This window comes from Trabulsiella odontotermitis, assembly GCF_001297775.1.
In the GTDB taxonomy this organism is placed as follows: domain Bacteria; phylum Pseudomonadota; class Gammaproteobacteria; order Enterobacterales; family Enterobacteriaceae; genus Trabulsiella; species Trabulsiella odontotermitis.
Genome location: NZ_LIFX01000008.1, coordinates 199,675 through 222,665, shown reverse-complemented (window position 1 = coordinate 222,665; position 22,991 = coordinate 199,675). Strand labels below are relative to the sequence as shown.

Below are 22,991 nucleotides of genomic sequence, written 5' to 3'. Positions count from 1 at the left end.
CGTCACACTTCTTTTCGATTTGCTTTCTGAAAATAATTTATTAATAATCAATAAATTAATATTGATTCAAATTATTTGATGAACACTGTCAATTATGTTCGATTTTCTCCATCGACAAAAACCGTGATACTCATCACATCGACAGAACATCGTCCCTACAAACCACCTGCGAGAATCTGAACATGAAAAACGTTAAATATGCTGTTGCCGCCATCGCTCTTTCTACTCTCTCTTTCGGTGCTTTCGCTGCTGACGCCGTTTCTCCGACGCAAGCGCAGGGCATGAACAAAATTGGTGTGGTTTCCGCTGAAGGCGCAAGCACGCTGGACGGTCTGGAAGCAAAACTGGCTGAGAAAGCGGCGGCTGCAGGCGCAACGAGCTACAGCATCACCTCCGCTAACACCAACAACAAAGTGAGCGGTACTGCCGTTATCTACAAGTAAGACATTTACCCTCTGTGTTGATTAACCCTCATTAACCCTGTTTGTTACCCTTGCTTGCCCGTCCTCGCCACTGGACGGGCTTTTTTTATCTTCTGGCGACAGTTACCAGCATTCCGCCACACGGGCCAGGCCCGCTTCCAGGCTTTCGACTTCACCCGTCGCCAGTAAACAGCAGGCGAGCTGAATTTTCAGCGACTGCGGCACCGGCTCGCTGCCCGCCACACAGCGCTCAATCCAGCGCGCGGTCACCATCGGATCTTTCGACGCAGGCAGGATAACGTCCTGGTTCTCGTCACTCTGACGCTCAGCCAGCACCTGCACTCCGTTTTCATCAATCAGATTAAGCTGCGGGCAGCGCTGCGGGCTGGCATACACCTCGCCTTCCGTGCCGTGCAGCAAAATGCCGCGCCCGCCGATATCCGTAAAAAAGCGGGCGACGCGGGTGACATATTCCGGGTGAGAGACGCTCGACAGGCGCAGCGCGGCGCTTTCCTCAAACGGCGTTGCCAGCTTCGCCAGCGTGTGCGCGCTGTTACGTACGCCCATCCGCCAGCGCATCGCCAGCTGTTTTTCCATTGGCGGGCACAGCGCGCTGACCGGCATATAAACCGGCTGATGACCTTCCAGTTTTGCCTGCGCCTGCCCGGCGTGGCGCGTGGCGTCGATGCCAATCATCTCAAAAATGGTTTCCGTCAGGATGCGAGTGGGATCTTCGCTCACACCATGCACTACCACCGGAAAGCCGAGTTTGTGCAGCAACATGGCGAGGAGTGGCGTCAGGTTGGCCTGCTTGCGCGCGCCGTTATAGCTGGGAATGACGATTGGCATCGGCTTTCCCACTGGCGGCGTCAGACGGATGGTTTGCTGCTGCATTGCCTCATAGAAGCCGCGCATTTCCGCTTCGCCTTCGCCTTTAATCCGCAGCGCAATGAGAATACCGCCCATTTCGAGATCCGGTACGTCACCCTCCAGCATTCGCGTATACAGGGCACGCGCAGTATCGAAATCGAGGTCGCGGGCATGATTCTTTCCTCGCCCGACTTCTTTGATGATGGTGCGATAATCCATGTTAACTCCTTGCCTGCGGCTATCGTCGTTTACGACGGCTCTGTTTTGCTTTGCTCTTTACTATAACGTCTGGCACATCGGGTTGCTCGATAGGAAACACCGGCAGCGCATTAAGTAAGCGCTTACCATAACTCTTGCTCAGCAGACGCTTATCATAGATCACCACTTCACCCCAACAACTGTGGCTGCGGATAAGACGCCCGACCTGCTGGATCAGGTTAAACGAGGCGCTCGGCAGGCTCTGCACTTCGAACGGATAACGGTTGAGGCTTTTCAGCCATTCGCCTTCGGTGATCACCACCGGGCTGTCGATGGGCGGAAAGGCGATTTTATGAATATGCACCTGGCTTAACAGTTCGCCTTTCAGATCCAGCCCTTCCGCGAACGACTGCAACCCCACCAACACGCTCCGCTCACCGCTTGCCACGCGCTTGCGGTGCAGTTCCACCAGCCGGTAGCGCGGCTGGTCGCCCTGTACCAGCAGCATCAGACGCAGGTCAGTGACATATTCAAGAAAGCGCTGCATCGCCCGCCCGCTGGCAAACAGTACCAGCATGCCAAGATGTTTTTTGCTTTCCAGCGACTGGCGAAAGAAGGCGGCCATTTCGGCGATATGCTGCTCTTCGTTTTCCATCAGCGGCTCATAGCGCATCTGTGGGATCACGATTTTGCCCTGCTCGACATGATTGAAGGGAGAATCCAGCGCCACAAAGCGGTCGCCCGCGACTTCTTTCAGGCCGCTCATCTCCTGCAGGCGTGAAAAGCTGTTCAGCGAACGCAGTGTGGCGGAGGTGACGACAATATGCGGCACACTACGCCACAGCAGCTTTTCCAGTTGATCGCTGACGCGGATGCCAACGCAATGGAACATGACATGTACCTGTCCGTCACGGATTTCCCGCGTCGCCCATTTGCTCACCGGCGCGCCGGATGCCTGCACCATCGCCGCCAGTCGCCACAGTTTGCTCTGGCTTTCGAACATGCCAAGGGCGCGATTCATCTGCAACAACACGCGATGTAAACGCACGATATCGTGGCTGCCGGTTTTTTCGCTGAGATCATTGAGAAACAGCTCTGACAGCCCGCGCAACTGTTCGGTGAGCTTCGCCAGCCGCTGGCAAATCGCCATTACCTCGTCAGGCAACTCGCCCATCGTGAAACGGTGCTCGGCCTCCTGAGTGGCAGGCATGTAGTGATTAAGCAAAGTATTCAGCGATGAAATCAGTTCGTACAACTCTTCGCAGTGCGCATTCAGCCGTTCCGGTATCGCCAGCGGCGGCGTGGTTTTCGGGCGAAACTGTTCGAGACAGGTCGCCACCAGTTTGGTGAACATATCCAGTTGCAGCCGGTACCAGGGCGCGCTGATCTCTGCGCTCATCTCCAGCGCATCACGTGCAACGTCCGGCAAGTGATGGCCTTCGTCGAGCACCAGCAGCAGGTTTTTCGGTTCCGGCAGCACCGCTTCGCTCTCCATCGCGGCCATCACCAGCGCATGGTTGGCGACCACCACTTCTGCCTCCTGAATTTCCCGCCGGGCGACAAAAAACGGACACTCGCGATAATAATGGCAGTTGCGGTTCAGACAGCTGGCTTTATCTGTGCTCAGCCGCCGCCAGAGATTGTCGTCTATGGCGAGGTCGGTGTGATCGCGCAGGCCATCCCATTTATAACCATCGAGATCTGCTTTCAGCTTCGCGCAGCGCTTCTGTTCTTCCTGATTGTTAGGGGTTAATTCGTCGTCAAGAAAGGCGAGCAGATCCTGTTGCGTCGGTTCGGTACTGGCGAGCGCCGTCAGGTTGCGCGGGCAAACATAGCGCCCACGGCCAAAGGCCGCGGTAAAGCGGAGGTCAGGGATGATTTTTTTCAGCAGCGGCAAATCTTTGCTGTAGATCTGATCCTGCAAGGCGACGTTAGCAGTGCTGACCACCAGCGTTTTCTGCTCTTCGCGGGCGATGGCGATACCAGGAATTAAATAAGAGAGGGTTTTCCCGACGCCGGTAGGAGCTTCGATGGCCAGGTGCCGCCCTTCTTCTCCGGCGAGGGTCTTCGCCACATCAGCAATCATCTGCCGCTGCGGAGGTCGCGGGATAAAGTCGGGGATCTGCTCCTGAAGCGCCTTATACCAGGCGGCAATCTGCGCCTTCAGCGCGGCGGTAAGTGACATCGGGACAACCTGAATACTGTATAAACAGCCACTATTGTGGCACTTTCCAGGCCGGTGGGCAAAGTAAAAGCCCAGCTTTTCGGCCGGGCTCGCAAATTACTCTGCAATCTTACGCGGACGGCGGCGACGCGGCTTTTCTCCGGTCGGTTTGTCGTCCTGACGGCGTGGCGCTTTTGGCTTCGCACTGCCGCCGTCATTACGGCGCGGTTGCTGTTGCCCGCGCCCCGGATTCTGCCCCTGGCCCTGACTGCGACCACTGCGCCCCTGGCGACCATTCTGGATAGGTTCCGCTTTGATGGACGGGTCCGGCTCGAAGCCCGGCAACGCAATGCGTGGGATCTCTTTTTTCAGCAGACGTTCGATGTCACGCAGCAGTTTATGTTCATCAACACACACCAGTGACAGTGCTTCGCCGGTGGCCGCCGCACGACCGGTACGGCCGATACGGTGCACGTAATCTTCCGGGACGTTTGGCAGTTCGTAGTTCACCACATGCGGCAGTTCTTCGATGTCGAGACCACGCGCGGCGATGTCTGTCGCCACCAGCACGCGGAGATCGCCGGATTTAAAATCCGCCAGTGCCCGGGTACGCGCGCCCTGGCTTTTATTGCCGTGGATTGCCGCGCTGCGGATGCCGTCTTTATTCAGTTGTTCCGCCAGGTGGTTGGCGCCGTGTTTGGTACGGGTAAAGACCAGCACCTGCTGCCAGTTGCCCTGACCAATCATCAGCGACAGCAGTTCCCGCTTGCGTTTCTTATCGACAAAATGGACGTGCTGCGTCACCTGTTCAGAAGCCGTATTGCGGCGCGCCACTTCGATTTCCAGCGGATTGCGCAGCAGTTTTTCGGCAAGGGCTTTGATGTCGTCAGAGAACGTCGCGGAGAACAGCAGGTTCTGACGCTTCGGCGGCAGTTTCGCCAGCACGCGACGGATATCGTGGATGAAGCCCATATCCAGCATGCGGTCGGCTTCATCGAGGACGAGGATTTCAATGCTGTCGAGCTTCAGCGCGTTCTGATGTTCGAGGTCGAGCAGACGCCCCGGCGTTGCCACCAGCACATCAACGCCGCCTCGCAGTTTCATCATCTGCGGGTTAATACTGACGCCACCGAACACCACCAGCGAGCGGATATTGAGATATTTACTGTACTCACGCACGTTTTCGCCTATCTGCGCCGCCAGTTCGCGGGTCGGGGTCAGGATCAGCGCACGGATCGGGCGACGGCCTTTAGCGTGAGGTTCTTTAGAAACTAAGTGCTGCAACAGCGGTAAGGTAAAACCGGCGGTTTTCCCGGTGCCGGTCTGGGCGCTGGCCATCAGGTCACGGCCTTCCAGCACCGCAGGGATCGCCTGCTTCTGGATAGGGGTAGGCTCGCGGTAACCCTGCTCTGCAACAGCGCGCAGGATCTCCGGATTCAGGCCAAGGGTATCAAACGACATAACAACTCCGCACCGCCCCGACCATCGCAGGTGTAGTTTTCAGGGTGATAGTAAACAAACAGATGACAAAAACCACAATGTCAGAAAGAGGCGGAGTGTAGCAGCTTTTGTGACGTAGCGCATAAATTATCCCTTCATGCCGAAAGTCTCCCCGCCTGACTGGACAAGGTGCAAAAACAGACATAATCTTAATCAATCGATTGATTAATTTTTGAATGCGCGATGAATACAACTCCCACCACCAGCAAAGGTGAACAGGCCAGAAGCCAGCTGATTGCCGCCGCCATCGCCCAATTTGGCGAGTACGGGCTGAACGCGACCACCCGCGAGATTGCCGCGCAGGCCGGGCACAACATCGCCGCCATCACTTACTATTTTGGCTCGAAAGAAGACCTTTACCTCGCCTGCGCCCAGTGGATCGCTGATTTTATCGGCGGGAATTTCCGCCCGCACGCTGAAGCCGCCGAAAAGTTGCTGGCGCAGCCCACGCCGGATAAAACCGCCATCCGCGCGCTGATCCTCAGCGCCTGCCGGAATATGATCCTGCTGCTGACCCGTGACGAAACGGTGAACCTGAGCAAATTTATCTCCCGCGAGCAGTTGTCGCCGACGCAGGCGTATCAGCTGATTCACGATCAGGTGATTTCCCCGCTGCACAGTCATTTCACGCGGCTCATCGCGGCGTACACCGGGTGCGACGCCAGCCAGACCGGGACCATTTTGCATACCCACGCGTTGCTCGGTGAGGTGCTCGCCTTCCGTCTGGGTCGGGAAACCATTCTGCTGCGCACCGGCTGGGCGCAGTTTGATGAGCAAAAAACCGAACAGATCTACCAGGTCATTACCAGTCATCTCGATTTTATCCTGCAAGGATTAACGCAAAGGAGTCTGACGTCATGAAGAAGCCTGTGGTCATCGCGCTGGTTGTCGCGGTGGTGGTCGCCGTCATCGGTGCTGGCACCGCGTGGTACCAGAGTCGTCAGGATCAAGCCCTGACCCTCTACGGCAATGTGGATATTCGCACCGTCAATATGAGCTTCCGCGTCGGAGGACGTCTGCAGGCACTGCAGGTCGATGAAGGCGATGCGATCAAAGCCGGGCAGACGCTCGGCGAGCTTGACCGCGCGCCTTATGAAAACGCGCTGATGCAGGCGAAAGCGAACGTCTCCACCGCCCAGGCACAATATGATCTGATGATGGCGGGCTACCGCGCCGAAGAGATTGCCCAGGCTGCGGCGGCCGTGCGTCAGGCGCAGGCAGCGTATGATTACGCACAGAACTTCTACCAGCGTCAGCAGGGATTGTGGAAAAGCCGCACCATTTCCGCCAACGATCTGGAAAACGCCCGTTCATCACGCGACCAGGCGCAGGCCAGCCTGAAATCCGCGCAGGACAAACTCAGCCAGTACCGGGCCGGTAACCGTCCGCAGGAAATCGCCCAGGCGAAAGCGAATCTGGAACAGGCGCAGGCGCAACTGGCGCAGGCGCAGCTGGATCTGCACGATACCACGCTGATCGCACCGTCTGACGGCACGCTGCTCACCCGTGCTGTTGAGCCGGGCAGCATGCTGAATGCGGGCAGTACCGTACTGACGCTGTCACTGACGCGTCCGGTGTGGGTGCGGGCGTATGTCGATGAAAAAAATCTCAACCAGGCGCAACCGGGCCGTGAACTGCTGCTCTATACCGATGGCCGCCCGGATAAACCGTATCACGGCAAAATCGGCTTCGTCTCGCCGACCGCCGAATTTACGCCAAAAACCGTGGAAACACCGGATCTGCGTACCGATCTGGTGTATCGCCTGCGCATCATCGTGACGGATGCCGACGACGCGCTGCGCCAGGGCATGCCGGTTACCGTGCGCTTCCCTGACGGAGAGTAAGATGACGGAAGCGGTGATTACCCTCAACGGGCTGGTCAAACGCTTCGCGGGCATGGATAAACCCGCCGTGGCGCGACTGGACTGCACCCTTCAGGCCGGGTATGTGACCGGGCTGGTCGGCCCTGACGGCGCCGGAAAAACCACCCTGATGCGCATGCTCGCCGGTCTGCTGAAGCCCGACGAAGGCAGTGCGTCGGTGCTGGGGTACGACCCGGTGAAAGATGACCGCGCGCTGCATGCGGTGCTCGGCTACATGCCACAGAAGTTTGGTCTGTATGAAGATTTGACGGTGATGGAAAACCTCACGCTGTATGCCGATCTGCGCAGTGTGGTGGGGGAAACTAGGGAAAAAACGTTTGCCAGGCTGCTGGAGTTCACCTCGCTGGGGCCGTTTACCGAGCGGCTGGCCGGGAAGCTCTCCGGCGGCATGAAACAGAAACTGGGGCTGGCCTGTACGCTGGTCGGCGAGCCGAAAGTGCTGCTGCTCGACGAGCCTGGCGTTGGCGTTGATCCTATCTCCCGCCGTGAACTGTGGCAGATGGTGCATGAGCTGGCAGGCGACGGCATGCTGATCCTGTGGAGCACCTCCTATCTCGACGAAGCCGAGCAGTGTCGCGATGTGTTGCTGATGAATGAAGGCGAAATGCTCTGGCAGGGCGAGCCGACCGTGCTGACGCAAACCATGGCCGGACGCAGTTTCCTGATGCACAGCCCGCAGCTCAACAACCGGCAGTTGCTGCAACGCGCCCTCACCCTGCCGCAGGTCAGCGACGGTGTGATCCAGGGGAAATCGGTACGCCTGATCCTGAAAAAAGAGGCCAGTACCGACGATGTGCTTTCCGCGCCCGGTATGCCGTCGTCCATTGAATGTAATGAGACCGCGCCACGTTTTGAGGATGCGTTTATTGATTTACTCGGCGGCGCCGCGACGTCGGAATCCCCGCTCGGAGCGATTCTGCATACCGTGGACGGCGAGTCCGGCGAAACGGTGATTGAAGCCAAAGCGCTGACCAAAAAATTTGGTGATTTCGCCGCTACCGATCATGTGGATTTTGCCGTGACGCGTGGTGAAATTTTCGGCCTGCTCGGCCCCAACGGCGCCGGGAAATCCACCACCTTTAAGATGATGTGCGGCCTGCTGGTGCCGACCTCCGGTAAAGCGCTGGTGCTGGATATGGATCTCAAAGTCAGCTCCGGCAAAGCCCGCCAGCACCTCGGCTATATGGCGCAGAAATTCTCGCTCTATGGCAACCTGACTGTCGAACAGAATCTGCGTTTCTTTTCCGGCGTCTATGGGCTGCGCGGTAAAGCGCAGGATGAAAAAATCGCCCGCATGAGCGACGCTTTCGGCCTGAAAAGCATCGCCAGTCATACCACCGATTCTCTGCCCCTCGGCTTTAAACAGCGGCTGGCGCTGGCCTGCTCGCTGATGCATGAGCCGGATATTCTGTTTCTTGATGAACCCACTTCCGGCGTCGATCCCCTGACCCGCCGCGAGTTCTGGCTGCACATCAATAGCATGGTGGAGAAAGGCGTGACGGTGATGGTCACCACTCACTTTATGGATGAGGCCGAATACTGTGACCGTATCGGGCTGGTGTATCGCGGTAAGCTTATCGCCAGCGGCACGCCGGATGACTTAAAAGCGCAGGCCGCCGACGACAGCACGCCGGATCCGACCATGGAGCAGGCCTTTATCACGCTGATCCACGACTGGGATAAGGAAAACGCCGATGCCCAATAACAGCCTGATCTCCTGGCGGCGCGTGCGCGCCCTGTGCGTGAAAGAGACGCGGCAAATCGTTCGTGACCCGAGTAGCTGGCTGATTGCGGTGGTGATCCCGCTGATGCTGCTGTTCATTTTTGGCTATGGGATTAACCTCGACTCCAGCAAGTTGCGCGTCGGGATTTTGCTCGAACAACAAAGCAACGAGGCGCTGGACTTTACCCACGCCATGACGGGTTCGCCCTACATTGACGCCACCATCAGCGATAACCGCCAGGCGTTGATTCAGAAAATGCAGGCGGGGCAGATCCGAGGCCTGATAGTGATCCCGGTGGATTTTGCCGCGAAGATGGCGCGGGACAACGACACCGCACCCATTCAGGTGATCACCGACGGCAGCGAGCCAAACACCGCGAACTTTGTGCAGGGTTATGCCGAAGGGATCTGGCAGGTGTGGCAGCATCAGCGCGCGGAAGACAGCGGGGAAAGCTTTGAACCGCTGATTGACGTGCAGACGCGCTACTGGTTTAACCCGGCCGCCATCAGCCAGCACTTTATTATTCCTGGTGCGGTGACCATCATCATGACGGTCATCGGCGCCATTCTGACCTCACTGGTGGTGGCGCGCGAGTGGGAACGCGGCACCATGGAAGCGCTGCTATCTACTGAAGTGACGCGGGTCGAGCTGTTGCTGTGCAAGCTGATCCCCTACTATTTCCTTGGCATGCTGGCGATGCTGCTGTGCATGCTGGTGTCGGTATTTATTCTCGGCGTGCCATACCGTGGCTCGCTGCTGGTGCTGTTTTTGATCACCAGTCTGTTTTTGCTCAGTACGCTGGGCATGGGACTGCTGATTTCCACCATCACCCGCAACCAGTTTAACGCGGCCCAGGTGGCGCTCAACGCGGCGTTTCTGCCGTCGATTATGCTGTCCGGTTTTATTTTCCAGATAGACAGCATGCCCGCGGTGATCCGCGCGGTGACCTATATTATTCCGGCGCGTTACTTCGTCAGCACGCTGCAAAGCCTGTTTCTGGCGGGAAATATCCCCATTGTGTTGCTGGTTAATGTGCTGTTTTTGATTGCCTCGGCGACGATGTTTATCGGCCTGACGTGGCTGAAAACCAAACGGCGGCTGGACTAACCAACGTGCCCGGATTTCGCCCGGCGGCGCTTCGCTTGCCGGGCCTACAGGAAATAGCGCCACCCGACACGAGGATGACACCGATATGTTTCATCGTTTATGGACGTTAATTCGTAAAGAGCTGCAATCCCTGCTGCGCGAACCGCAGACCCGGGCGATCCTGATTTTACCGGTGTTGATTCAGGTGTTTCTGTTCCCCTTCGCCGCGACGCTGGAAGTGACCAACGCCACCATCGCGATTTACAACGAGGACAGCGGCAAACACGCCATCGAACTGACCCAACGTTTCGCCCGCGCGAAAGCCTTTACCCATATTCTGCTGTTGAAAAGTCCGCAGGAGATCCAGCCGACTATCGACACCCAGCGCGCCCTGCTGCTGGTGCGTTTCCCGGCGGATTTTTCGCGCAACCTCGATACTTTCCAGCCCGCGCCGATGCAGCTCATCCTCGACGGGCGCAACTCCAACAGCGCGCAGATTGCCGCCAACTATCTGCAGCAGATTGTGAAGGAGTATCAGCAGGAACTGATGGAAGGCAAAGCGAAGCCGAATAACAGCGAACTGGTGGTGCGCAACTGGTATAACCCGAATCTCGATTACAAGTGGTTCGTGGTGCCGTCGCTGATCGCCATGATCACCACCATCGGCGTGATGATCGTGACATCGCTGTCGGTGGCGCGCGAACGTGAGCAGGGAACACTGGATCAACTGCTGGTGTCGCCGCTTTCCACCTGGCAGATTTTCGTCGGCAAAGCGGTTCCGGCGCTGATTGTCGCGACATTTCAGGCGAGCATCGTGCTGGCGGTGGGCATCTGGGCCTATCAGATCCCGTTTGCCGGGTCGCTGCTGCTGTTCTATTTCACGATGGTGATTTACGGGCTGTCGCTGGTGGGGTTTGGTCTGTTGATCTCATCGCTTTGTTCGACTCAGCAGCAGGCGTTTATCGGCGTGTTCGTCTTTATGATGCCCGCCATTTTGTTGTCGGGGTATGTGTCGCCGGTGGAGAATATGCCGGTCTGGCTGCAGGATCTGACGTGGATAAACCCCATCCGCCACTTTACGGATATCACCAAGCAGATTTACCTGAAGGATGCGAGTCTGGAAATTGTGTGGGGAAGTTTGTGGCCGCTACTGGTGATAGCGGCCACGACGGGCTCAGTGGCGTACGCGATGTTCCGGCGGAAGATCCTCTAGCTTTGTCTTTTCTTTCGCCAGTAACGACACCACGGCAGGGCCAGCGAGCATCACGGCCCCTGCCATCGCTAACAGCAAATTGTTATGCAGCACGCGTGACAGTAGCCACAGCACAATCATTGCCGCACCAAAATACCAGGTGGTGGTGAGCTCTTCGAGCGCATCACCCACATTCCGCCAGCGTTCTTCCTGGTGACGCTGCAAAAAGAGCATCATCACCACGGCGACGCCATACAGCACGCACAGGCCTGAGCCGACGCGCACCAGCGCACCGCTGGCCCACCCCATGACCAGTACCGCCACTACCAGCAAATGCAACATTATCTGCCAGCAACTGAGGCCAGTGGTGACACGAACGCGTTGTTGCCACTTCATGGCTTCTCTCCTGGGAAATTTTCAACTGACTATTCAGAGTATCGAACTTTACGGAAAATTCCGTTACACCGCATCTTTTTGTGACGCCGACTACACTATTTCAATCAGGAAAGTGACGTTGACGGGAGAATCATGACGCAACAAACACCACCATTTTCAATAAAAGTGCTCACGATTAACACACATAAAGGCTTCACGGCACTCAACCGCCGCTTCATTTTGCCTGAGCTGAGAGACGCGGTTCGCACCGTCAGCGCGGATATCGTCTGCCTGCAGGAAGTGCTCGGCGCGCATGAGGTGCATCCGCTGCACGTCGAGAACTGGCCCGACACCAGCCACTACGAATTTCTGGCGGATACCATGTGGAGTGATTTTGCCTACGGCCGCAACGCCGTCTACCCGGAAGGCCACCACGGTAACGCCGTACTGTCACGCTATCCTATCGCCTCCTACAAGAATCTGGATATTTCCGTCGGCGAAAGCGAGAAGCGAGGCGTTTTGCACTGCCAGATAGCGCCGCCGCATCTTGACCATCCTATCCATGTGTTGTGTGTGCATCTGGGCCTGAAAGAGATCCACCGTCAGCAGCAGCTTTCGCTGCTCTCGGATTACGTCAACGAACTGCCGGAAGGCCAGCCAGTGGTGGTGGCGGGCGATTTCAATGACTGGCGGCAGCGGGCGAATCATCCGCTGAAAGTCCAGGCCGGGCTGGAAGAAATTTTTACCCGCGCTACCGGGCGCCCGGCGCGTACTTTTCCGGTGCGCTTTCCCCTGCTTCGTCTCGACCGTATTTATGTTAAGAACGCCAGCGCCTCCAGCCCGACGGCGCTGGCGCTCAGCAACTGGCGGCATCTGTCCGATCATGCCCCTCTCAGTGCGGAGATCCATCTATGAAATGTAGCTGGCGCGACGGCAATCGTATTGAACTGCTGGAAAATGGCGATAACTACTACCCCGCCCTGTTTAACGCTATCGACAGGGCGGAAAGCAAAGTCATCCTCGAAACCTTCATCTGGTTCGAAGACGAGGTGGGTAAACAACTACATAGCGTTCTGTTGCGTGCCGCACAGCGCGGCATTCAGGTCGAGGTGCTGCTCGACGGCTACGGCTCGCCGGATCTCAGCGATGATTTCGTCGAAACCCTGACGTCTGCAGGCGTTATTTTTCGCTATTACGATCCGCGTCCACGGCTGTTCGGCATGCGCACCAACCTGTTCCGCCGCATGCACCGCAAGATTGTGGTCATCGACACCACCGTCGCGTTTATTGGCGGCATCAACTACTCCGCAGAACATATGACCGATTACGGCCCGGAGGCGAAACAGGATTACGCCGTGCGGGTGGAAGGACCGGTGGTGCTTGATTTTGTGCAGTTCGAACTGGAAAACCTGCCGGGCAACGAAACGCTGCGCCGCTGGTGGAAACGCCGCACCCGCGCGGAAGAGAACCGCGCGCCGGGCGAGGCGCAGGCGTTGTTTGTCTGGCGCGATAACGGCGAGCATCGCGACGACATCGAACGCCATTACCTGAAAATGCTGGCGAATGCGCGGCGCGAGGTGATTATCGCCAATGCCTATTTCTTTCCTGGTTACCGCCTGCTGCACGCCATGCGCAACGCGGCCCGTCGCGGTGTCACCGTGAAGCTCATCGTGCAGGGCGAGCCGGATATGCCTATCGTGAAGGTCGGCGCACGGCTGCTGTACAACTATCTGGTCAAAAGCGGTGTGCAGATTTACGAATATCGCCGCCGCCCCCTGCACGGTAAAGTCGCGCTGATGGATGATCACTGGGCGACGGTCGGCTCCAGTAATCTTGATCCGCTCAGTCTGTCGCTTAATCTTGAAGCCAATCTGATCATTCACGATCGCCAGTTTAATCAGACCCTGCGCGATAACTTAATGACCATCCTGCACCAGGACTGCCGCCGGGTTGATGAAACGATGCTGCCGAAACGTACCTGGTGGAACCTTGGGAAAAGCGTCGTCGCCTTCCACTTTTTGCGCCACTTCCCGGCCTGGGTCGGCTGGTTACCCGCCCATACGCCGCATCTGGCGCAGGTGGCGCCACCAGTGCAGCCCGAACTGGAAACGCAGGATCGGGTTGAGGCGGAGAATCAGGAGGTAAAATCCTGATGAGCCATTCACATCCGCGCTGGCGACGGGCGAAAAAAATCCTTACCTGGCTGTTTTTCATCGCGGTGGCGGTGCTGCTGGTGGTCTACGCTCAAAAAGTGGACTGGGGGGACGTCTGGAACGTGGTGCGTAATTACAACCGCACCGCGTTTTTCAGCGCCATTGGACTGGTTATCGTCAGTTATCTGCTCTACGGCTGTTACGATCTGCTGGGGCGCGTCTACTGCGGCCACAAGCTGGCGAAACGCCAGGTGATGCTGGTATCGTTCATTTGTTACGCCTTTAACCTGACGCTCAGCACCTGGGTCGGCGGCATTGGCATGCGTTACCGGCTCTATGCCCGGCTTGGCCTGCCGGGCGCGACCATCACCCGCATCTTCTCGCTCAGCATTACCACCAACTGGCTTGGCTATATTCTGCTCGGCGGGCTTATCTTCACCTTTGGCGTGGTGCAGCTCCCTGAACACTGGTATATCGACGAACAGACGCTGCGCATCCTCGGCATCGTGCTGCTGGCCATTATCGTTATTTATCTCTCGGCCTGCGCCTTCGCCCGTCGCCGCAGTCTGACCATCAAAAAGCAAAAACTGGTGCTACCGAAATGGCGCTTTGCCTTGTTGCAGATGGCGATTTCCAGCGCCAACTGGATGGTGATGGGCGCGATTATCTGGATCCTGCTGGGTCAGTCTGTCGACTACTTTTTCGTGTTAGGCGTGTTGCTGGTCAGCAGTATTGCAGGGGTTATCGTCCATATTCCGGCCGGAATTGGTGTGCTGGAAGCCGTTTTTATTGCGTTGCTGGCGGGGGAGCATACGTCACAGGGCACGATTATTGCCGCCCTGCTCGCCTACCGCGTGCTGTATTATTTTATTCCGCTGTTGCTGGCGTTGATCTGCTATTTGTGGCTGGAAAGCCGGGCGAAGAAACTGCGGGAGAAAAACGAAAAGGCGCTGGCAAAGTGATGTCCCCCTCCCGTGCGGGAGAGGGAACAGCGCGAGAATTAACGACGGTTGCCGAAAATACGCAGCAGCATCAGGAACAGGTTGATGAAGTCGAGATACAGCGTCAGCGCGCCAAGAATGGCGTATTTGCGCAGATTACTGCTGTCGCGGGTATCAATCTGCTCGCCGATGTTTTTCAGCTTCTGAGTGTCATACGCCGTCAGGCCGACAAACACGATCACCCCGATATAAGTCACCGCCCACATCAGCGCTTCACTCTTCAGCCAGAAATTCACCAGTGACGCCAGAATGATGCCAATCAGCGCCATAAACAGCATATTGCCGAAACCGCTGAGGTCGCGTTTGGTGGTGTAGCCGTAGAGGCTCATCACGCCGAACATGCCGCCGGTCACCACAAAGGTGCTGGCGATGGAGGAATAGGTGTAAACCACGAAAATGCTCGACAGCGTCAGCCCGGTGAGCGCCGAGTAGAGCATAAAGAGCGTGGTCGCCATGCCTGCGCTCAGGCGCTGCACCATGGCGGAAAGGGCAATCACCAGCCCCAGTTGTACGATAATCAGCCCGAAAAAGGTGATTTTGCTGGAGAAGACGAACATCATTACCGCCGGGGTGTTGGCGGCATACCAGGCGATAAACGCTGTCAGCAACAGGCCGCAGGTCATCCAGCCATACACCTGCGCCATGTACGTCTGCAGGCCGGAACGCGCCTGTACGATGGAATCCGAACGTGGGAATCGATCCATGATACTAACCTCAGAAATTGATAGTGTGTGATGGTAAGACTAACACATCCTGCACAGGCCGCGAGTGTCCTGCAACAGACTTACCAGCGTTCCGCGGCCTGTTTGTCGCTGTCACGCGATTCCACCCAGCGATCCCCTTCCGGCGTGGCTTCCCGCTTCCAGAACGGCGCACGGGTTTTCAGGTAATCCATGATGAACTCGCCAGCCGCGAACGCGCTACTACGGTGGGCGCTGGTCACGCCAACAAAGACGATTTCTTCACCGGGCCACATTTCACCAATGCGGTGGATCACCGTCACGCGACCCAACGGCCAGCGGTGACGAGCTTCATCGACGATCTCCGCGAGGGATTTTTCGGTCATGCCGGGATAGTGCTCCAGTGTCAGCGCCTTAACGCTGTCGCCCAGATTGTGATTGCGCACCTTACCGGTGAAGGTCACCACCGCGCCGTCTTCATCACGCTCGGCCAGCCAGCAGTACTCGTCGCCCACGTTAAAGCGTGCGGGCTCGACGCGAATACGCGTTTCGCTCATTTCAGCCTCCGGTAACCGGCGGGAAAAACGCCACTTCATCACCGGCGACGACCGGATGGTCAAACCCGACCAGCGTCTGATTCACCGCCGCCAGCAGTTTGCCCTCTTCCAGCGCCAGCGCCCAGCGATCGCCGCGCGTCGCCAGATGCTGACGTACGGCTTCCACCACCGGAAAGTCGGCGTCAATCGACAGGCTGTCAGTGCCCACCAGTTCGCGCACCTGCGCAAAAAATAAGACTTTAATCATCGGTATCTACCCTGAAATCGCCAGATTTGCCGCCGCTTTTCGCCAGCAGGCGAACCGGGCCAATCACCATATCTTTTTGCACCGCTTTGCACATATCGTAGATAGTCAGCGCCGCGACAGAGGCCGCGGTTAACGCTTCCATTTCCACGCCGGTTTTGCCGGTCAGACGGCACAGCGATTCAATGCGTACGCGATTGTGTTCGGGCTGCGCCAGCAAATTCACTTCCACTTTGCTGAGCATCAGCGGGTGGCACAGCGGGATGAGATCCCACGTACGTTTCGCCGCCTGAATCCCGGCAATTCGCGCGGTCGCAAAGACGTCGCCCTTGTGATGGCTGCCGTCGATAATCATCGACAACGTTTCCGGCAGCATGGTGACAAAGGCTTCCGCCCGCGCTTCGCGCACGGTTTCCGCTTTGGCGGAGACATCCATCATATGCGCTTCACCGGCGGCGTTGATATGGGTCAGTTGCGACATAATCTATTTCTTTAAATGAGGATGAAAATTACAAGGACGCGTCCGCGCATCCAGTTGTGGTGCAATAATATTTTCCCAGGCCGTGCGGCAGGCTTTGGTCGAGCCTGGCATCGCAAAGATCAGAGTATTATTGGCGATACCCGCTACCGCGCGGGATTGCAGCGTGGCTGTGCCGATCTCTTCAAATGACAGCATGCGGAACACTTCACCGAAACCTTCGATTTCTCGGTCAAACAGCGGCAGCAGCGCTTCAGGCGCCTGATCGCCCTCTGTCAGCCCGGTGCCGCCAGTGATCAGCACCACCTGCACGTCATCGCTGGCGATCCAGTGCGACACCTGCGCACGAATGGCATAGCGGTTTTCTTTCACGATCGCCTTATCGACAATCTTGTGCCCGGCTTCGTGCGCCTCGTCGCGAAGATAGTGACCGGAGGTATCGTCCTCTTCGCCACGACGATTAGAAACAGTAAGAATGGCAATACGCGTCGGAATAAATTCTGCGCTTACCTGGCTCATCATAGTCTCCCTATGTCTGATAACGGTTACCCGCGATTATCCACCAATGTAGGACAGATTTTGGGTAATGCCGGTGTTGCCCTGATGCAGGAAATGAGTTTGCTTTTTATGCGTCAGCGCGGCGGCAATGCGCGTTTCCAGCGCCTGCTGTTGAGACTCTGACGCCAGTAAATCGCGCAGATCAACACCGCCGTCGCCAAACAGGCATAAATGCAGCTTGCCGATGGAGGAGACGCGCAGCCGGTTGCAACTGGCGCAGAAATCTTTCTCGTACGGCATGATGAGGCCGATTTCGCCGTCGTAATCGGGGTGGCAAAAGACCTGTGCCGGGCCGTCGCTGTGGTGTCTGAGCTGGTGGATCCAGCCGCGTCTGAGCAGTTCATCGCGCAGTACCATGCCGGAAATATGGTGCTTGCGGAACAGCTCGCTGCCCTCGCCGGTTTCCATTAACTCGATAAAACGCAGCTGGATGCGGCGCGGTTTGATCCACGCCAGAAAGGTGTCGAGCTGGTGATGGTTCACATCGCGCATCAGCACAGTGTTAACCTTCACTTTTTCAAAGCCCGCGGCAAACGCGGCATCAATGCCATCCATCACCTGACGGAATTTATCCTGCCCGGTGATGGCATGAAACTGACGGGCATCGAGGCTGTCGACGCTGACGTTTACCGCCGTCAGTCCGGCGTCGCGCCAGGTGGCGGCATCCCGCGCCAGACGGTAGCCGTTGGTGGTCACCGCAATCTGGCGGATATCCTGGTTTTCGCGAACGGCCGCTATAATGTCGGTAAAATCACGACGCAGCGACGGTTCGCCACCGGTAAGACGCACTTTTTCGGTACCGAGCGCGGAAAACGCCCGGGTCACCCGACGCACTTCGTCGACCGTTAAAAAGCCGTTATTGTTGACGCCGCTGGGCTTGTAGCCATCGGGCAGACAGTAGGTGCAACGAAAGTTGCACACATCGGTAATTGACAGGCGCAGGTAATAGAACTTGCGTGCATAAGCATCAGTCAGTTGTGTGGCCATGTACACCTTTCCAAATACGGGAGGCACAGTCATTTCTTCCTGTACCCTGGTGGCTTTCGCCACGGCCAGAGCACCATATCCGGGGGGACGTAGGCACAAAGGCTAGAGTGTTTTTCCTTAGCATTATGCTAAGACTGGTATGCCGATAGTAGCGCGTCAGGATGACTTTCGCCAGACGCGCCTTCGCTATATAATTATGTATATAGCGACATGATCGTGCATTTTTACTACAGAATACGTAAAAAGCCCCCTTTTGCATTGACATGCATCATTTTAGCTCAGGCGAAATATCGTCTTTTAGAGGTAGATCAGGTATTTTATGGCACTCACTGACGGAAGGAATGGATATGCGCACTCGCACTCTGGCGGATCTTGATCGTGTTGTCGCACTGGGCGGAGGCCATGGGCTCGGGCGCGTAATGTCTTCTCTGTCATCATTAGGTTCCCGCTTAACCGGTATCGTCACCACCACCGACAACGGCGGCTCTACCGGGCGTATTCGCCGCTCCGAAGGCGGTATTGCGTGGGGCGATATGCGCAACTGCCTGAATCAGTTAATCACCGAACCGAGCGTCGCTTCGGCCATGTTTGAGTATCGTTTTGGCGGTAATGGCGAACTTTCCGGTCATAACCTCGGAAATCTGATGTTAAAAGCGCTGGATCACCTGAGTGTCCGGCCTTTAGAGGCGATCAATTTAATCAGAAATCTCCTCAAAGTAGAGGCTTCGCTGATCCCGATGTCAGAAACCCCCGTCGACCTGATGGCGCTTGACGACGAAGGCCATGAAATCTACGGCGAAGTGAATATTGATCAGCTAAAAATACCGCCTAAAGAGCTGATGCTTTACCCGAATGTGCACGCCACCCGCGAAGCGGTGCAGGCCATTGCGGAAGCGGATCTGATCCTCATCGGCCCCGGCAGCTTTTACACCAGCCTGATGCCGATTTTATTAGTGGAAGAACTGGCCCAGGCGCTGCGCCGTACGCCCGCCCCGATGGTCTATATCGGGAATCTCGGTCGCGAACTGAGCGTTGCCGCCGCCAGTCTGACACTCACCGACAAGCTTGAACTGATGGAGCATTACGTCGGCCGCAAAGTGATCGACGCGCTGGTGGTCGGCCCGAAAGTTGACGCCTCGGCCATCACTGACCGCATTGTTATCAAAGACACCCTCGAAGCCAGCGACATCCCCTATCGTCATGACCGCCATCTGCTGCACCTGGCGCTGGAGAAAGCGATTCAGGCGTTGGGTTGAATCATCATCATGACGAATGAGTGAAGGATTTATTAAGGTCTTAAGGTTGTCTTAAAAAACCGCCACTACCATGACGAGCATCGTTATCAGCAGGATCTTGTCATGCGCTTACTGTCACGGCGCCCGGTGCTTGGGCGACTAACCTTTATTATTTTGTTCGCGCTCTACATTGCGCTGTTTCTTAACATTGCTTTTTACAAGCAGGTCTTTACGGAACTGCCGGTAGATAATCTGCATAACTGGCTGGTATTTTTAACCATGCCGGTTGTGGCGTTCTGTGTGATCAATATTGTTCTGACGCTGGTGTCGTTCTTATTCCTTGAACGTTTGTTCATTACGCTGTTTGTGCTGGTCAGCGCCGCCGCGCAATATTTCATTCTGACGTTCGGGGTGATTATTGACCGCTCGATGATCACCAACATTTTTGATACCACCCCGGCAGAAAGCTATGCGCTGATGTCGACCAAAATGGTGGTGACGCTGATACTTTCCGGCATACTGGTGGTGTTCTTTGCCTGGTGGTTCAAAACTCAAAATTCCGCGCCCGCCTGGCGAAGCATTCTGCGCCGCGTTAGTAATATCGTGGTTTCCGCGCTGTTGATTGTGATCGTCGCGCTGCTGTTTTACAAAGATTACGCCTCGGTGTTTCGTAATAATAAAGAGCTGGTAAAAGCGTTAAATCCGTCGAACAGTATTACGGCGGTGAACTCCTGGTATGCGCACAACAGGCTGGATAACCTGCCGCTGGTCCGCATTGGCGAAGACGCAAAACAACGCCCAGTAATGCAAAACGGGCCGCGTAAAAATCTGACGATTTTGATCGTCGGCGAAACGTCGCGTGCGGAAAACTTCTCGCTCGGCGGTTATTCCCGCGACACCAACCCGCGTTTAGCCAAAGATAACGTGGTCTATTTCCCGCAAACTGCTTCCTGCGGGACCGCCACCGCGGTTTCTGTGCCGTGCATGTTCTCGAATATGCCGCGGGCGAAATATGACGAAGAGCTGGCGCATCATCAGGAAGGGTTGCTCGATGTACTGCAACGCGCAGGCATTCAGGTGCTGTGGAATGAAAACGACGGTGGCTGCAAAGGCGTCTGCGATCGCGTACCGCACCAGGATATAACGAAATTAAACCTGCCGGGGCAATGTATTGACGGGGAATGTAATGACGAGGTGCTGTTCCACGAACTCGACAATTACATTAATAACCTGCAGCACGATGGCATTATTGTTTTGCATACCATTGGCAGCCACGGTCCGACCTATTACAACCGTTATCCGGCGCAGTTCCGTCAATTTACGCCGACCTGCGATACCAATGAAATTCAGACCTGTTCGCAGCAGCAACTGGTGAATACGTACGATAATACCATTCTGTATGCGGATTATATTATCGACAAAGCCATCACCTTGCTGAAATCCAAACAGGATAAATTCACCACCAGCCTGGTTTATCTGTCTGACCATGGCGAATCACTGGGTGAAAATGGCGTCTATCTGCACGGCTTGCCCTATTCCATCGCCCCGGAAACACAAAAGCATGTGCCAATGCTGCTCTGGCTGTCGGATGATTATCAGCAGCGCTATGGCATTAATTACCCGTGCCTGAAAAAACGGGCTGCCGCCAATCACTATTCGCAGGATAACCTCTTCCCGACGATGTTAGGTATACTTGGGGTCGATACCCGGGAATATCAGGCTGCGGACGATATTCTTGCGCCATGCAGAGGAGAAAGCCGATGAAAATATTAGTCATTGAAGACGATGAGCTGTTACTACAGGGGCTGATCCTGGCGATACAGAGCGAGGGTTACGCCTGTGATGGCGTGGCTACCGCCCACGACGCCGCGCTGTCGATTGCGAACGGCCATTACAGCCTGGTGGTGCTCGATTTGGGTTTACCGGACGAAGACGGTCTGCATTTCCTGGCGCGACTGAGACGCGAGAAATTCACCCAACCGGTGCTGATCCTCACTGCGCGTGACACCATCAGCGATCGCATCGCGGGTCTTGATACCGGCGCGGATGACTACCTCGTGAAGCCGTTTGCGCTCGAAGAACTGAACGCCCGCATCCGCGCTCTGCTCCGCCGTCACCACAATCAGGGCGACAGCGAAGTGAAAGTGGATAACCTGCGCCTCAACGTCACCCGCCGCCAGGTCTGGTTAAGCGATGTGGCGCTGGAACTGACGCCAAAAGAATATGCTCTGCTTTCCCGTCTGATGCTGAAAGCCGGCAGCCCGGTGCATCGCGAAATTCTCTACAACGACATCTACAGCTGGGACAACGAACCCGCCACCAACACCCTGGAAGTGCATATTCACAACCTGCGCGACAAAGTGGGCAAATCCCGCATCCGTACCGTGCGGGGCTTTGGTTACATGCTGGTTACCGGGCCTGAGGCGGAATAATGGCGCTGTTTACAACGCAAAAATGGACGATGCGCAGCAAGCTGCTGCTGACGATTGGTATTATCCTGGTGGTATGCCAGCTCATCAGCGTGTTCTGGCTCTGGCATGAAAGCGAAGAACAGATCCAGTTGCTGGTACAAAGCGCCATTGAAGGTCATAACAACCGCAAACATATCCAGCATGAAGTGCGTGAGGCGGTGGCCAGCCTGCTGATCCCCAGTCTGTTAATTATCGGGCTGGCGCTGTTTATCTGCGTACAGGCGGTAAAACGCATTACCCGTCCGCTCGCCGATCTGCAAAAAGAGCTGGAAACCCGCACACCGGATAATCTGCAACCCATTTGTATCGCCAATAACGTCAGCGAAGTGGAAGCCGTTACGTCAGCCATTAACGATCTGGTTTCGCGTCTGACCCAGACACTGGAGCGCGAACGCCTGTTTACCGCCGACGTCGCCCATGAGTTGCGTACGCCACTGGCCGGGCTGCGTTTGCACCTTGAGCTGATGGCAAAATCCCACGCCATTCAGGTCGCTCCGCTGTTGCAGCGTCTTGATCAGATGACGGAAAGCATCGCCCAGTTGCTACAGCTGGCGCGCGTCGGCCAGTCCTTTTCGGCTGGCAGTTATCAGCAGGTGGATCTGGAAAACGATGTGGTGCAGGCGGAACGCCCGGAACTGGAACGCATTCTCGCCCTGCGCCAGCAGACACTGGTCATTAACCCCGCGACACGGGAAGCGGCGGTTCAGGGTGATGCCACGCTACTGCGCGTACTGCTGCGCAATCTGGTGGAAAACGCGCACCGTTACAGCCCGGAAGGCTCCACCATTACGCTCAGCGTTGACTATGACACCGGTCCGGTTCTGGCGGTGGAAGATGAAGGTCCGGGGATCGATGAAGCGAAAAGCGGTGAGCTTAGCAAAGCCTTTGTGCGGATGGACAGCCGTTACGGCGGCATCGGGCTTGGGTTGAGTATCGTCTCCCGCATTGCGCAACTTCACGATGCAAAATTCTTTCTCAACAACCGAAAACCCGCCGCCGGGGCGCGCGCGTGGGTCAGATTCCACGCGCTACAGCGCTAATCAGTAGGTGATGGTCCAGTGGTAAGCAAAACCGGCGACCAGCAGCAACGAAACCAGCACGGCGAAATATTCACGAAGGTGTAATTTTGGCATGAACACTATCCTCATTAAACTGAGGACAGTGTCGCCGAAAATTATTAAGCCAACATTAAGGGCCTTGCGTTGCTTAACAA

23 protein-coding genes and 1 riboswitch are annotated in these 22,991 nt (G+C 56.4%); of the genes, 13 read left to right on the top strand and 10 right to left on the bottom strand.

What is annotated here, in order from left to right; translation table 11 throughout:
* The first annotated feature begins 182 nt into the window (after positions 1 to 182).
* Positions 183 to 443: a DUF1471 family protein YbiJ gene (gene ybiJ / locus AOY23_RS12810; protein WP_054179995.1), complete on the top strand. Its 261-nt coding sequence runs from the start codon at positions 183 to 185 to the stop codon at positions 441 to 443.
* Positions 444 to 545: 102 nt separating this feature from the next.
* On the opposite strand, the gene ybiB is transcribed toward ybiJ, so the two are convergent.
* The 3 genes from ybiB to rhlE form a co-directional block, all read right to left on the bottom strand.
* Entirely contained in the window at positions 546 to 1,511 is a 966-nt protein-coding gene (gene ybiB, locus AOY23_RS12805) for a DNA-binding protein YbiB (protein ID WP_054179994.1), read from the bottom strand.
* Between the two features lie 19 nt (positions 1,512 to 1,530).
* Positions 1,531 to 3,675, bottom strand: coding sequence for an ATP-dependent DNA helicase DinG (dinG, locus tag AOY23_RS12800; protein ID WP_054179993.1), 2,145 nt, complete (start codon positions 3,673 to 3,675; stop codon positions 1,531 to 1,533).
* Positions 3,676 to 3,771: 96 nt separating this feature from the next.
* Positions 3,772 to 5,115, bottom strand: coding sequence for an ATP-dependent RNA helicase RhlE (gene rhlE / locus AOY23_RS12795; RefSeq protein WP_054179992.1), 1,344 nt, complete (start codon positions 5,113 to 5,115; stop codon positions 3,772 to 3,774).
* Positions 5,116 to 5,337: 222 nt separating this feature from the next.
* On the opposite strand from rhlE, the gene cecR reads away from it, so the two are divergent.
* From cecR to AOY23_RS12770, 5 genes are all read left to right on the top strand, one after another.
* On the top strand, positions 5,338 to 6,015 hold the full coding sequence (gene cecR, locus AOY23_RS12790) for a transcriptional regulator CecR (protein ID WP_054179991.1): 678 nt from the start codon (positions 5,338 to 5,340) through the stop codon (positions 6,013 to 6,015).
* Complete coding sequence (gene hlyD / locus AOY23_RS12785; RefSeq protein ID WP_054179990.1) at positions 6,012 to 6,998, top strand: secretion protein HlyD; 987 nt, start codon at positions 6,012 to 6,014, stop codon at positions 6,996 to 6,998. Before cecR ends, hlyD begins: the two co-directional genes overlap by 4 nt.
* A 1-nt stretch (position 6,999) precedes the next feature.
* Complete coding sequence (locus AOY23_RS12780) at positions 7,000 to 8,742, top strand: ATP-binding cassette domain-containing protein (protein ID WP_054179989.1); 1,743 nt, start codon at positions 7,000 to 7,002, stop codon at positions 8,740 to 8,742.
* On the top strand, positions 8,732 to 9,868 hold the full coding sequence (locus AOY23_RS12775; protein WP_054179988.1) for an ABC transporter permease: 1,137 nt from the start codon (positions 8,732 to 8,734) through the stop codon (positions 9,866 to 9,868). Before AOY23_RS12780 ends, AOY23_RS12775 begins: the two co-directional genes overlap by 11 nt.
* 85 nt (positions 9,869 to 9,953) lie before the next feature.
* Positions 9,954 to 11,060 carry an ABC transporter permease gene (locus AOY23_RS12770; protein WP_054179987.1) on the top strand — a complete coding sequence of 369 codons (1,107 nt, stop codon included), beginning with the start codon at positions 9,954 to 9,956 and terminating at the stop codon, positions 11,058 to 11,060.
* Here AOY23_RS12770 and AOY23_RS12765 read toward each other — a convergent pair.
* A complete protein-coding gene (locus AOY23_RS12765) occupies positions 11,022 to 11,435 on the bottom strand; it encodes a YbhQ family protein (RefSeq protein WP_054179986.1) in 414 nt (137 codons plus the stop codon). The two genes, AOY23_RS12770 and AOY23_RS12765, sit on opposite strands and share 39 nt — an antisense overlap.
* Before the next feature lie 132 nt (positions 11,436 to 11,567).
* On the opposite strand from AOY23_RS12765, the gene AOY23_RS12760 reads away from it, so the two are divergent.
* Genes AOY23_RS12760 through AOY23_RS12750 form a run of 3 tightly spaced genes read left to right on the top strand, consistent with a single transcriptional unit; the run spans position 11,568 to position 14,529 of the window.
* The gene (locus AOY23_RS12760; RefSeq protein ID WP_054179985.1) at positions 11,568 to 12,329 is read left to right on the top strand and encodes an endonuclease/exonuclease/phosphatase family protein; all 762 of its coding nucleotides are present in this window, start codon (positions 11,568 to 11,570) and stop codon (positions 12,327 to 12,329) included.
* Entirely contained in the window at positions 12,326 to 13,567 is a 1,242-nt protein-coding gene (clsB, locus tag AOY23_RS12755; protein WP_054179984.1) for a cardiolipin synthase ClsB, read from the top strand. Before AOY23_RS12760 ends, clsB begins: the two co-directional genes overlap by 4 nt.
* On the top strand, positions 13,567 to 14,529 hold the full coding sequence (locus tag AOY23_RS12750) for a lysylphosphatidylglycerol synthase domain-containing protein (RefSeq protein WP_054179983.1): 963 nt from the start codon (positions 13,567 to 13,569) through the stop codon (positions 14,527 to 14,529). Before clsB ends, AOY23_RS12750 begins: the two co-directional genes overlap by 1 nt.
* A gap of 38 nt (positions 14,530 to 14,567) precedes the next feature.
* Here the strand turns inward: AOY23_RS12750 and AOY23_RS12745 are convergent, their stop codons facing one another.
* From AOY23_RS12745 to moaA, 6 genes are all read right to left on the bottom strand, one after another.
* Entirely contained in the window at positions 14,568 to 15,272 is a 705-nt protein-coding gene (locus AOY23_RS12745; protein ID WP_054179982.1) for a Bax inhibitor-1/YccA family protein, read from the bottom strand.
* Between the two features lie 80 nt (positions 15,273 to 15,352).
* Positions 15,353 to 15,805, bottom strand: coding sequence for a molybdopterin synthase catalytic subunit MoaE (moaE, locus tag AOY23_RS12740; RefSeq protein WP_054179981.1), 453 nt, complete (start codon positions 15,803 to 15,805; stop codon positions 15,353 to 15,355).
* A 1-nt stretch (position 15,806) separates the two neighbouring features.
* Entirely contained in the window at positions 15,807 to 16,052 is a 246-nt protein-coding gene (gene moaD / locus AOY23_RS12735; RefSeq protein WP_054179980.1) for a molybdopterin synthase sulfur carrier subunit, read from the bottom strand.
* Complete coding sequence (moaC, locus tag AOY23_RS12730) at positions 16,045 to 16,530, bottom strand: cyclic pyranopterin monophosphate synthase MoaC (protein WP_054179979.1); 486 nt, start codon at positions 16,528 to 16,530, stop codon at positions 16,045 to 16,047. The genes moaD and moaC overlap by 8 nt, the downstream gene beginning before the upstream one ends.
* A 3-nt stretch (positions 16,531 to 16,533) precedes the next feature.
* A complete protein-coding gene (moaB, locus tag AOY23_RS12725; protein ID WP_054179978.1) occupies positions 16,534 to 17,046 on the bottom strand; it encodes a molybdenum cofactor biosynthesis protein B in 513 nt (170 codons plus the stop codon).
* A gap of 36 nt (positions 17,047 to 17,082) precedes the next feature.
* On the bottom strand, positions 17,083 to 18,072 hold the full coding sequence (moaA, locus tag AOY23_RS12720) for a GTP 3',8-cyclase MoaA (RefSeq protein WP_152958539.1): 990 nt from the start codon (positions 18,070 to 18,072) through the stop codon (positions 17,083 to 17,085).
* A riboswitch (molybdenum cofactor riboswitch) is annotated at positions 18,060 to 18,194 on the bottom strand. It overlaps the preceding gene by 13 nt.
* A gap of 225 nt (positions 18,195 to 18,419) precedes the next feature.
* Between moaA and yvcK the strand changes: the two genes are divergently transcribed.
* From yvcK to pmrB, 4 genes are all read left to right on the top strand, one after another.
* Positions 18,420 to 19,328, top strand: a complete 909-nt coding sequence (yvcK, locus tag AOY23_RS12715; RefSeq protein ID WP_054179976.1) for a uridine diphosphate-N-acetylglucosamine-binding protein YvcK — start codon at positions 18,420 to 18,422, stop codon at positions 19,326 to 19,328.
* 102 nt (positions 19,329 to 19,430) lie between these two features.
* Positions 19,431 to 21,071, top strand: coding sequence for a phosphoethanolamine transferase EptA (eptA, locus tag AOY23_RS12710; protein ID WP_054179975.1), 1,641 nt, complete (start codon positions 19,431 to 19,433; stop codon positions 21,069 to 21,071).
* Positions 21,068 to 21,739: a two-component system response regulator PmrA gene (gene pmrA, locus AOY23_RS12705; RefSeq protein ID WP_054179974.1), complete on the top strand. Its 672-nt coding sequence runs from the start codon at positions 21,068 to 21,070 to the stop codon at positions 21,737 to 21,739. Before eptA ends, pmrA begins: the two co-directional genes overlap by 4 nt.
* Positions 21,739 to 22,818, top strand: coding sequence for a two-component system sensor histidine kinase PmrB (gene pmrB / locus AOY23_RS12700; protein ID WP_054179973.1), 1,080 nt, complete (start codon positions 21,739 to 21,741; stop codon positions 22,816 to 22,818). Before pmrA ends, pmrB begins: the two co-directional genes overlap by 1 nt.
* Positions 22,819 to 22,991: the final 173 nt, after the last annotated feature.

What these genes read in the sequence shown, in the direction of transcription:
- ybiJ (WP_054179995.1), top strand. Translation starts at nt 183, where the DNA reads ATGAAAAACGTTAAATATGCTGTTGCCGCCATCGCTCTTTCTACTCTC.
- ybiB (WP_054179994.1), bottom strand. Translation starts at nt 1,511, where the DNA reads ATGGATTATCGCACCATCATCAAAGAAGTCGGGCGAGGAAAGAATCAT.
- dinG (WP_054179993.1), bottom strand. Translation starts at nt 3,675, where the DNA reads ATGTCACTTACCGCCGCGCTGAAGGCGCAGATTGCCGCCTGGTATAAG.
- rhlE (WP_054179992.1), bottom strand. Translation starts at nt 5,115, where the DNA reads ATGTCGTTTGATACCCTTGGCCTGAATCCGGAGATCCTGCGCGCTGTT.
- cecR (WP_054179991.1), top strand. Translation starts at nt 5,338, where the DNA reads ATGAATACAACTCCCACCACCAGCAAAGGTGAACAGGCCAGAAGCCAG.
- hlyD (WP_054179990.1), top strand. Translation starts at nt 6,012, where the DNA reads ATGAAGAAGCCTGTGGTCATCGCGCTGGTTGTCGCGGTGGTGGTCGCC.
- AOY23_RS12780 (WP_054179989.1), top strand. Translation starts at nt 7,000, where the DNA reads ATGACGGAAGCGGTGATTACCCTCAACGGGCTGGTCAAACGCTTCGCG.
- AOY23_RS12775 (WP_054179988.1), top strand. Translation starts at nt 8,732, where the DNA reads ATGCCCAATAACAGCCTGATCTCCTGGCGGCGCGTGCGCGCCCTGTGC.
- AOY23_RS12770 (WP_054179987.1), top strand. Translation starts at nt 9,954, where the DNA reads ATGTTTCATCGTTTATGGACGTTAATTCGTAAAGAGCTGCAATCCCTG.
- AOY23_RS12765 (WP_054179986.1), bottom strand. Translation starts at nt 11,435, where the DNA reads ATGAAGTGGCAACAACGCGTTCGTGTCACCACTGGCCTCAGTTGCTGG.
- AOY23_RS12760 (WP_054179985.1), top strand. Translation starts at nt 11,568, where the DNA reads ATGACGCAACAAACACCACCATTTTCAATAAAAGTGCTCACGATTAAC.
- clsB (WP_054179984.1), top strand. Translation starts at nt 12,326, where the DNA reads ATGAAATGTAGCTGGCGCGACGGCAATCGTATTGAACTGCTGGAAAAT.
- AOY23_RS12750 (WP_054179983.1), top strand. Translation starts at nt 13,567, where the DNA reads ATGAGCCATTCACATCCGCGCTGGCGACGGGCGAAAAAAATCCTTACC.
- AOY23_RS12745 (WP_054179982.1), bottom strand. Translation starts at nt 15,272, where the DNA reads ATGGATCGATTCCCACGTTCGGATTCCATCGTACAGGCGCGTTCCGGC.
- moaE (WP_054179981.1), bottom strand. Translation starts at nt 15,805, where the DNA reads ATGAGCGAAACGCGTATTCGCGTCGAGCCCGCACGCTTTAACGTGGGC.
- moaD (WP_054179980.1), bottom strand. Translation starts at nt 16,052, where the DNA reads ATGATTAAAGTCTTATTTTTTGCGCAGGTGCGCGAACTGGTGGGCACT.
- moaC (WP_054179979.1), bottom strand. Translation starts at nt 16,530, where the DNA reads ATGTCGCAACTGACCCATATCAACGCCGCCGGTGAAGCGCATATGATG.
- moaB (WP_054179978.1), bottom strand. Translation starts at nt 17,046, where the DNA reads ATGAGCCAGGTAAGCGCAGAATTTATTCCGACGCGTATTGCCATTCTT.
- moaA (WP_152958539.1), bottom strand. Translation starts at nt 18,072, where the DNA reads ATGGCCACACAACTGACTGATGCTTATGCACGCAAGTTCTATTACCTG.
- yvcK (WP_054179976.1), top strand. Translation starts at nt 18,420, where the DNA reads ATGCGCACTCGCACTCTGGCGGATCTTGATCGTGTTGTCGCACTGGGC.
- eptA (WP_054179975.1), top strand. Translation starts at nt 19,431, where the DNA reads ATGCGCTTACTGTCACGGCGCCCGGTGCTTGGGCGACTAACCTTTATT.
- pmrA (WP_054179974.1), top strand. Translation starts at nt 21,068, where the DNA reads ATGAAAATATTAGTCATTGAAGACGATGAGCTGTTACTACAGGGGCTG.
- pmrB (WP_054179973.1), top strand. Translation starts at nt 21,739, where the DNA reads ATGGCGCTGTTTACAACGCAAAAATGGACGATGCGCAGCAAGCTGCTG.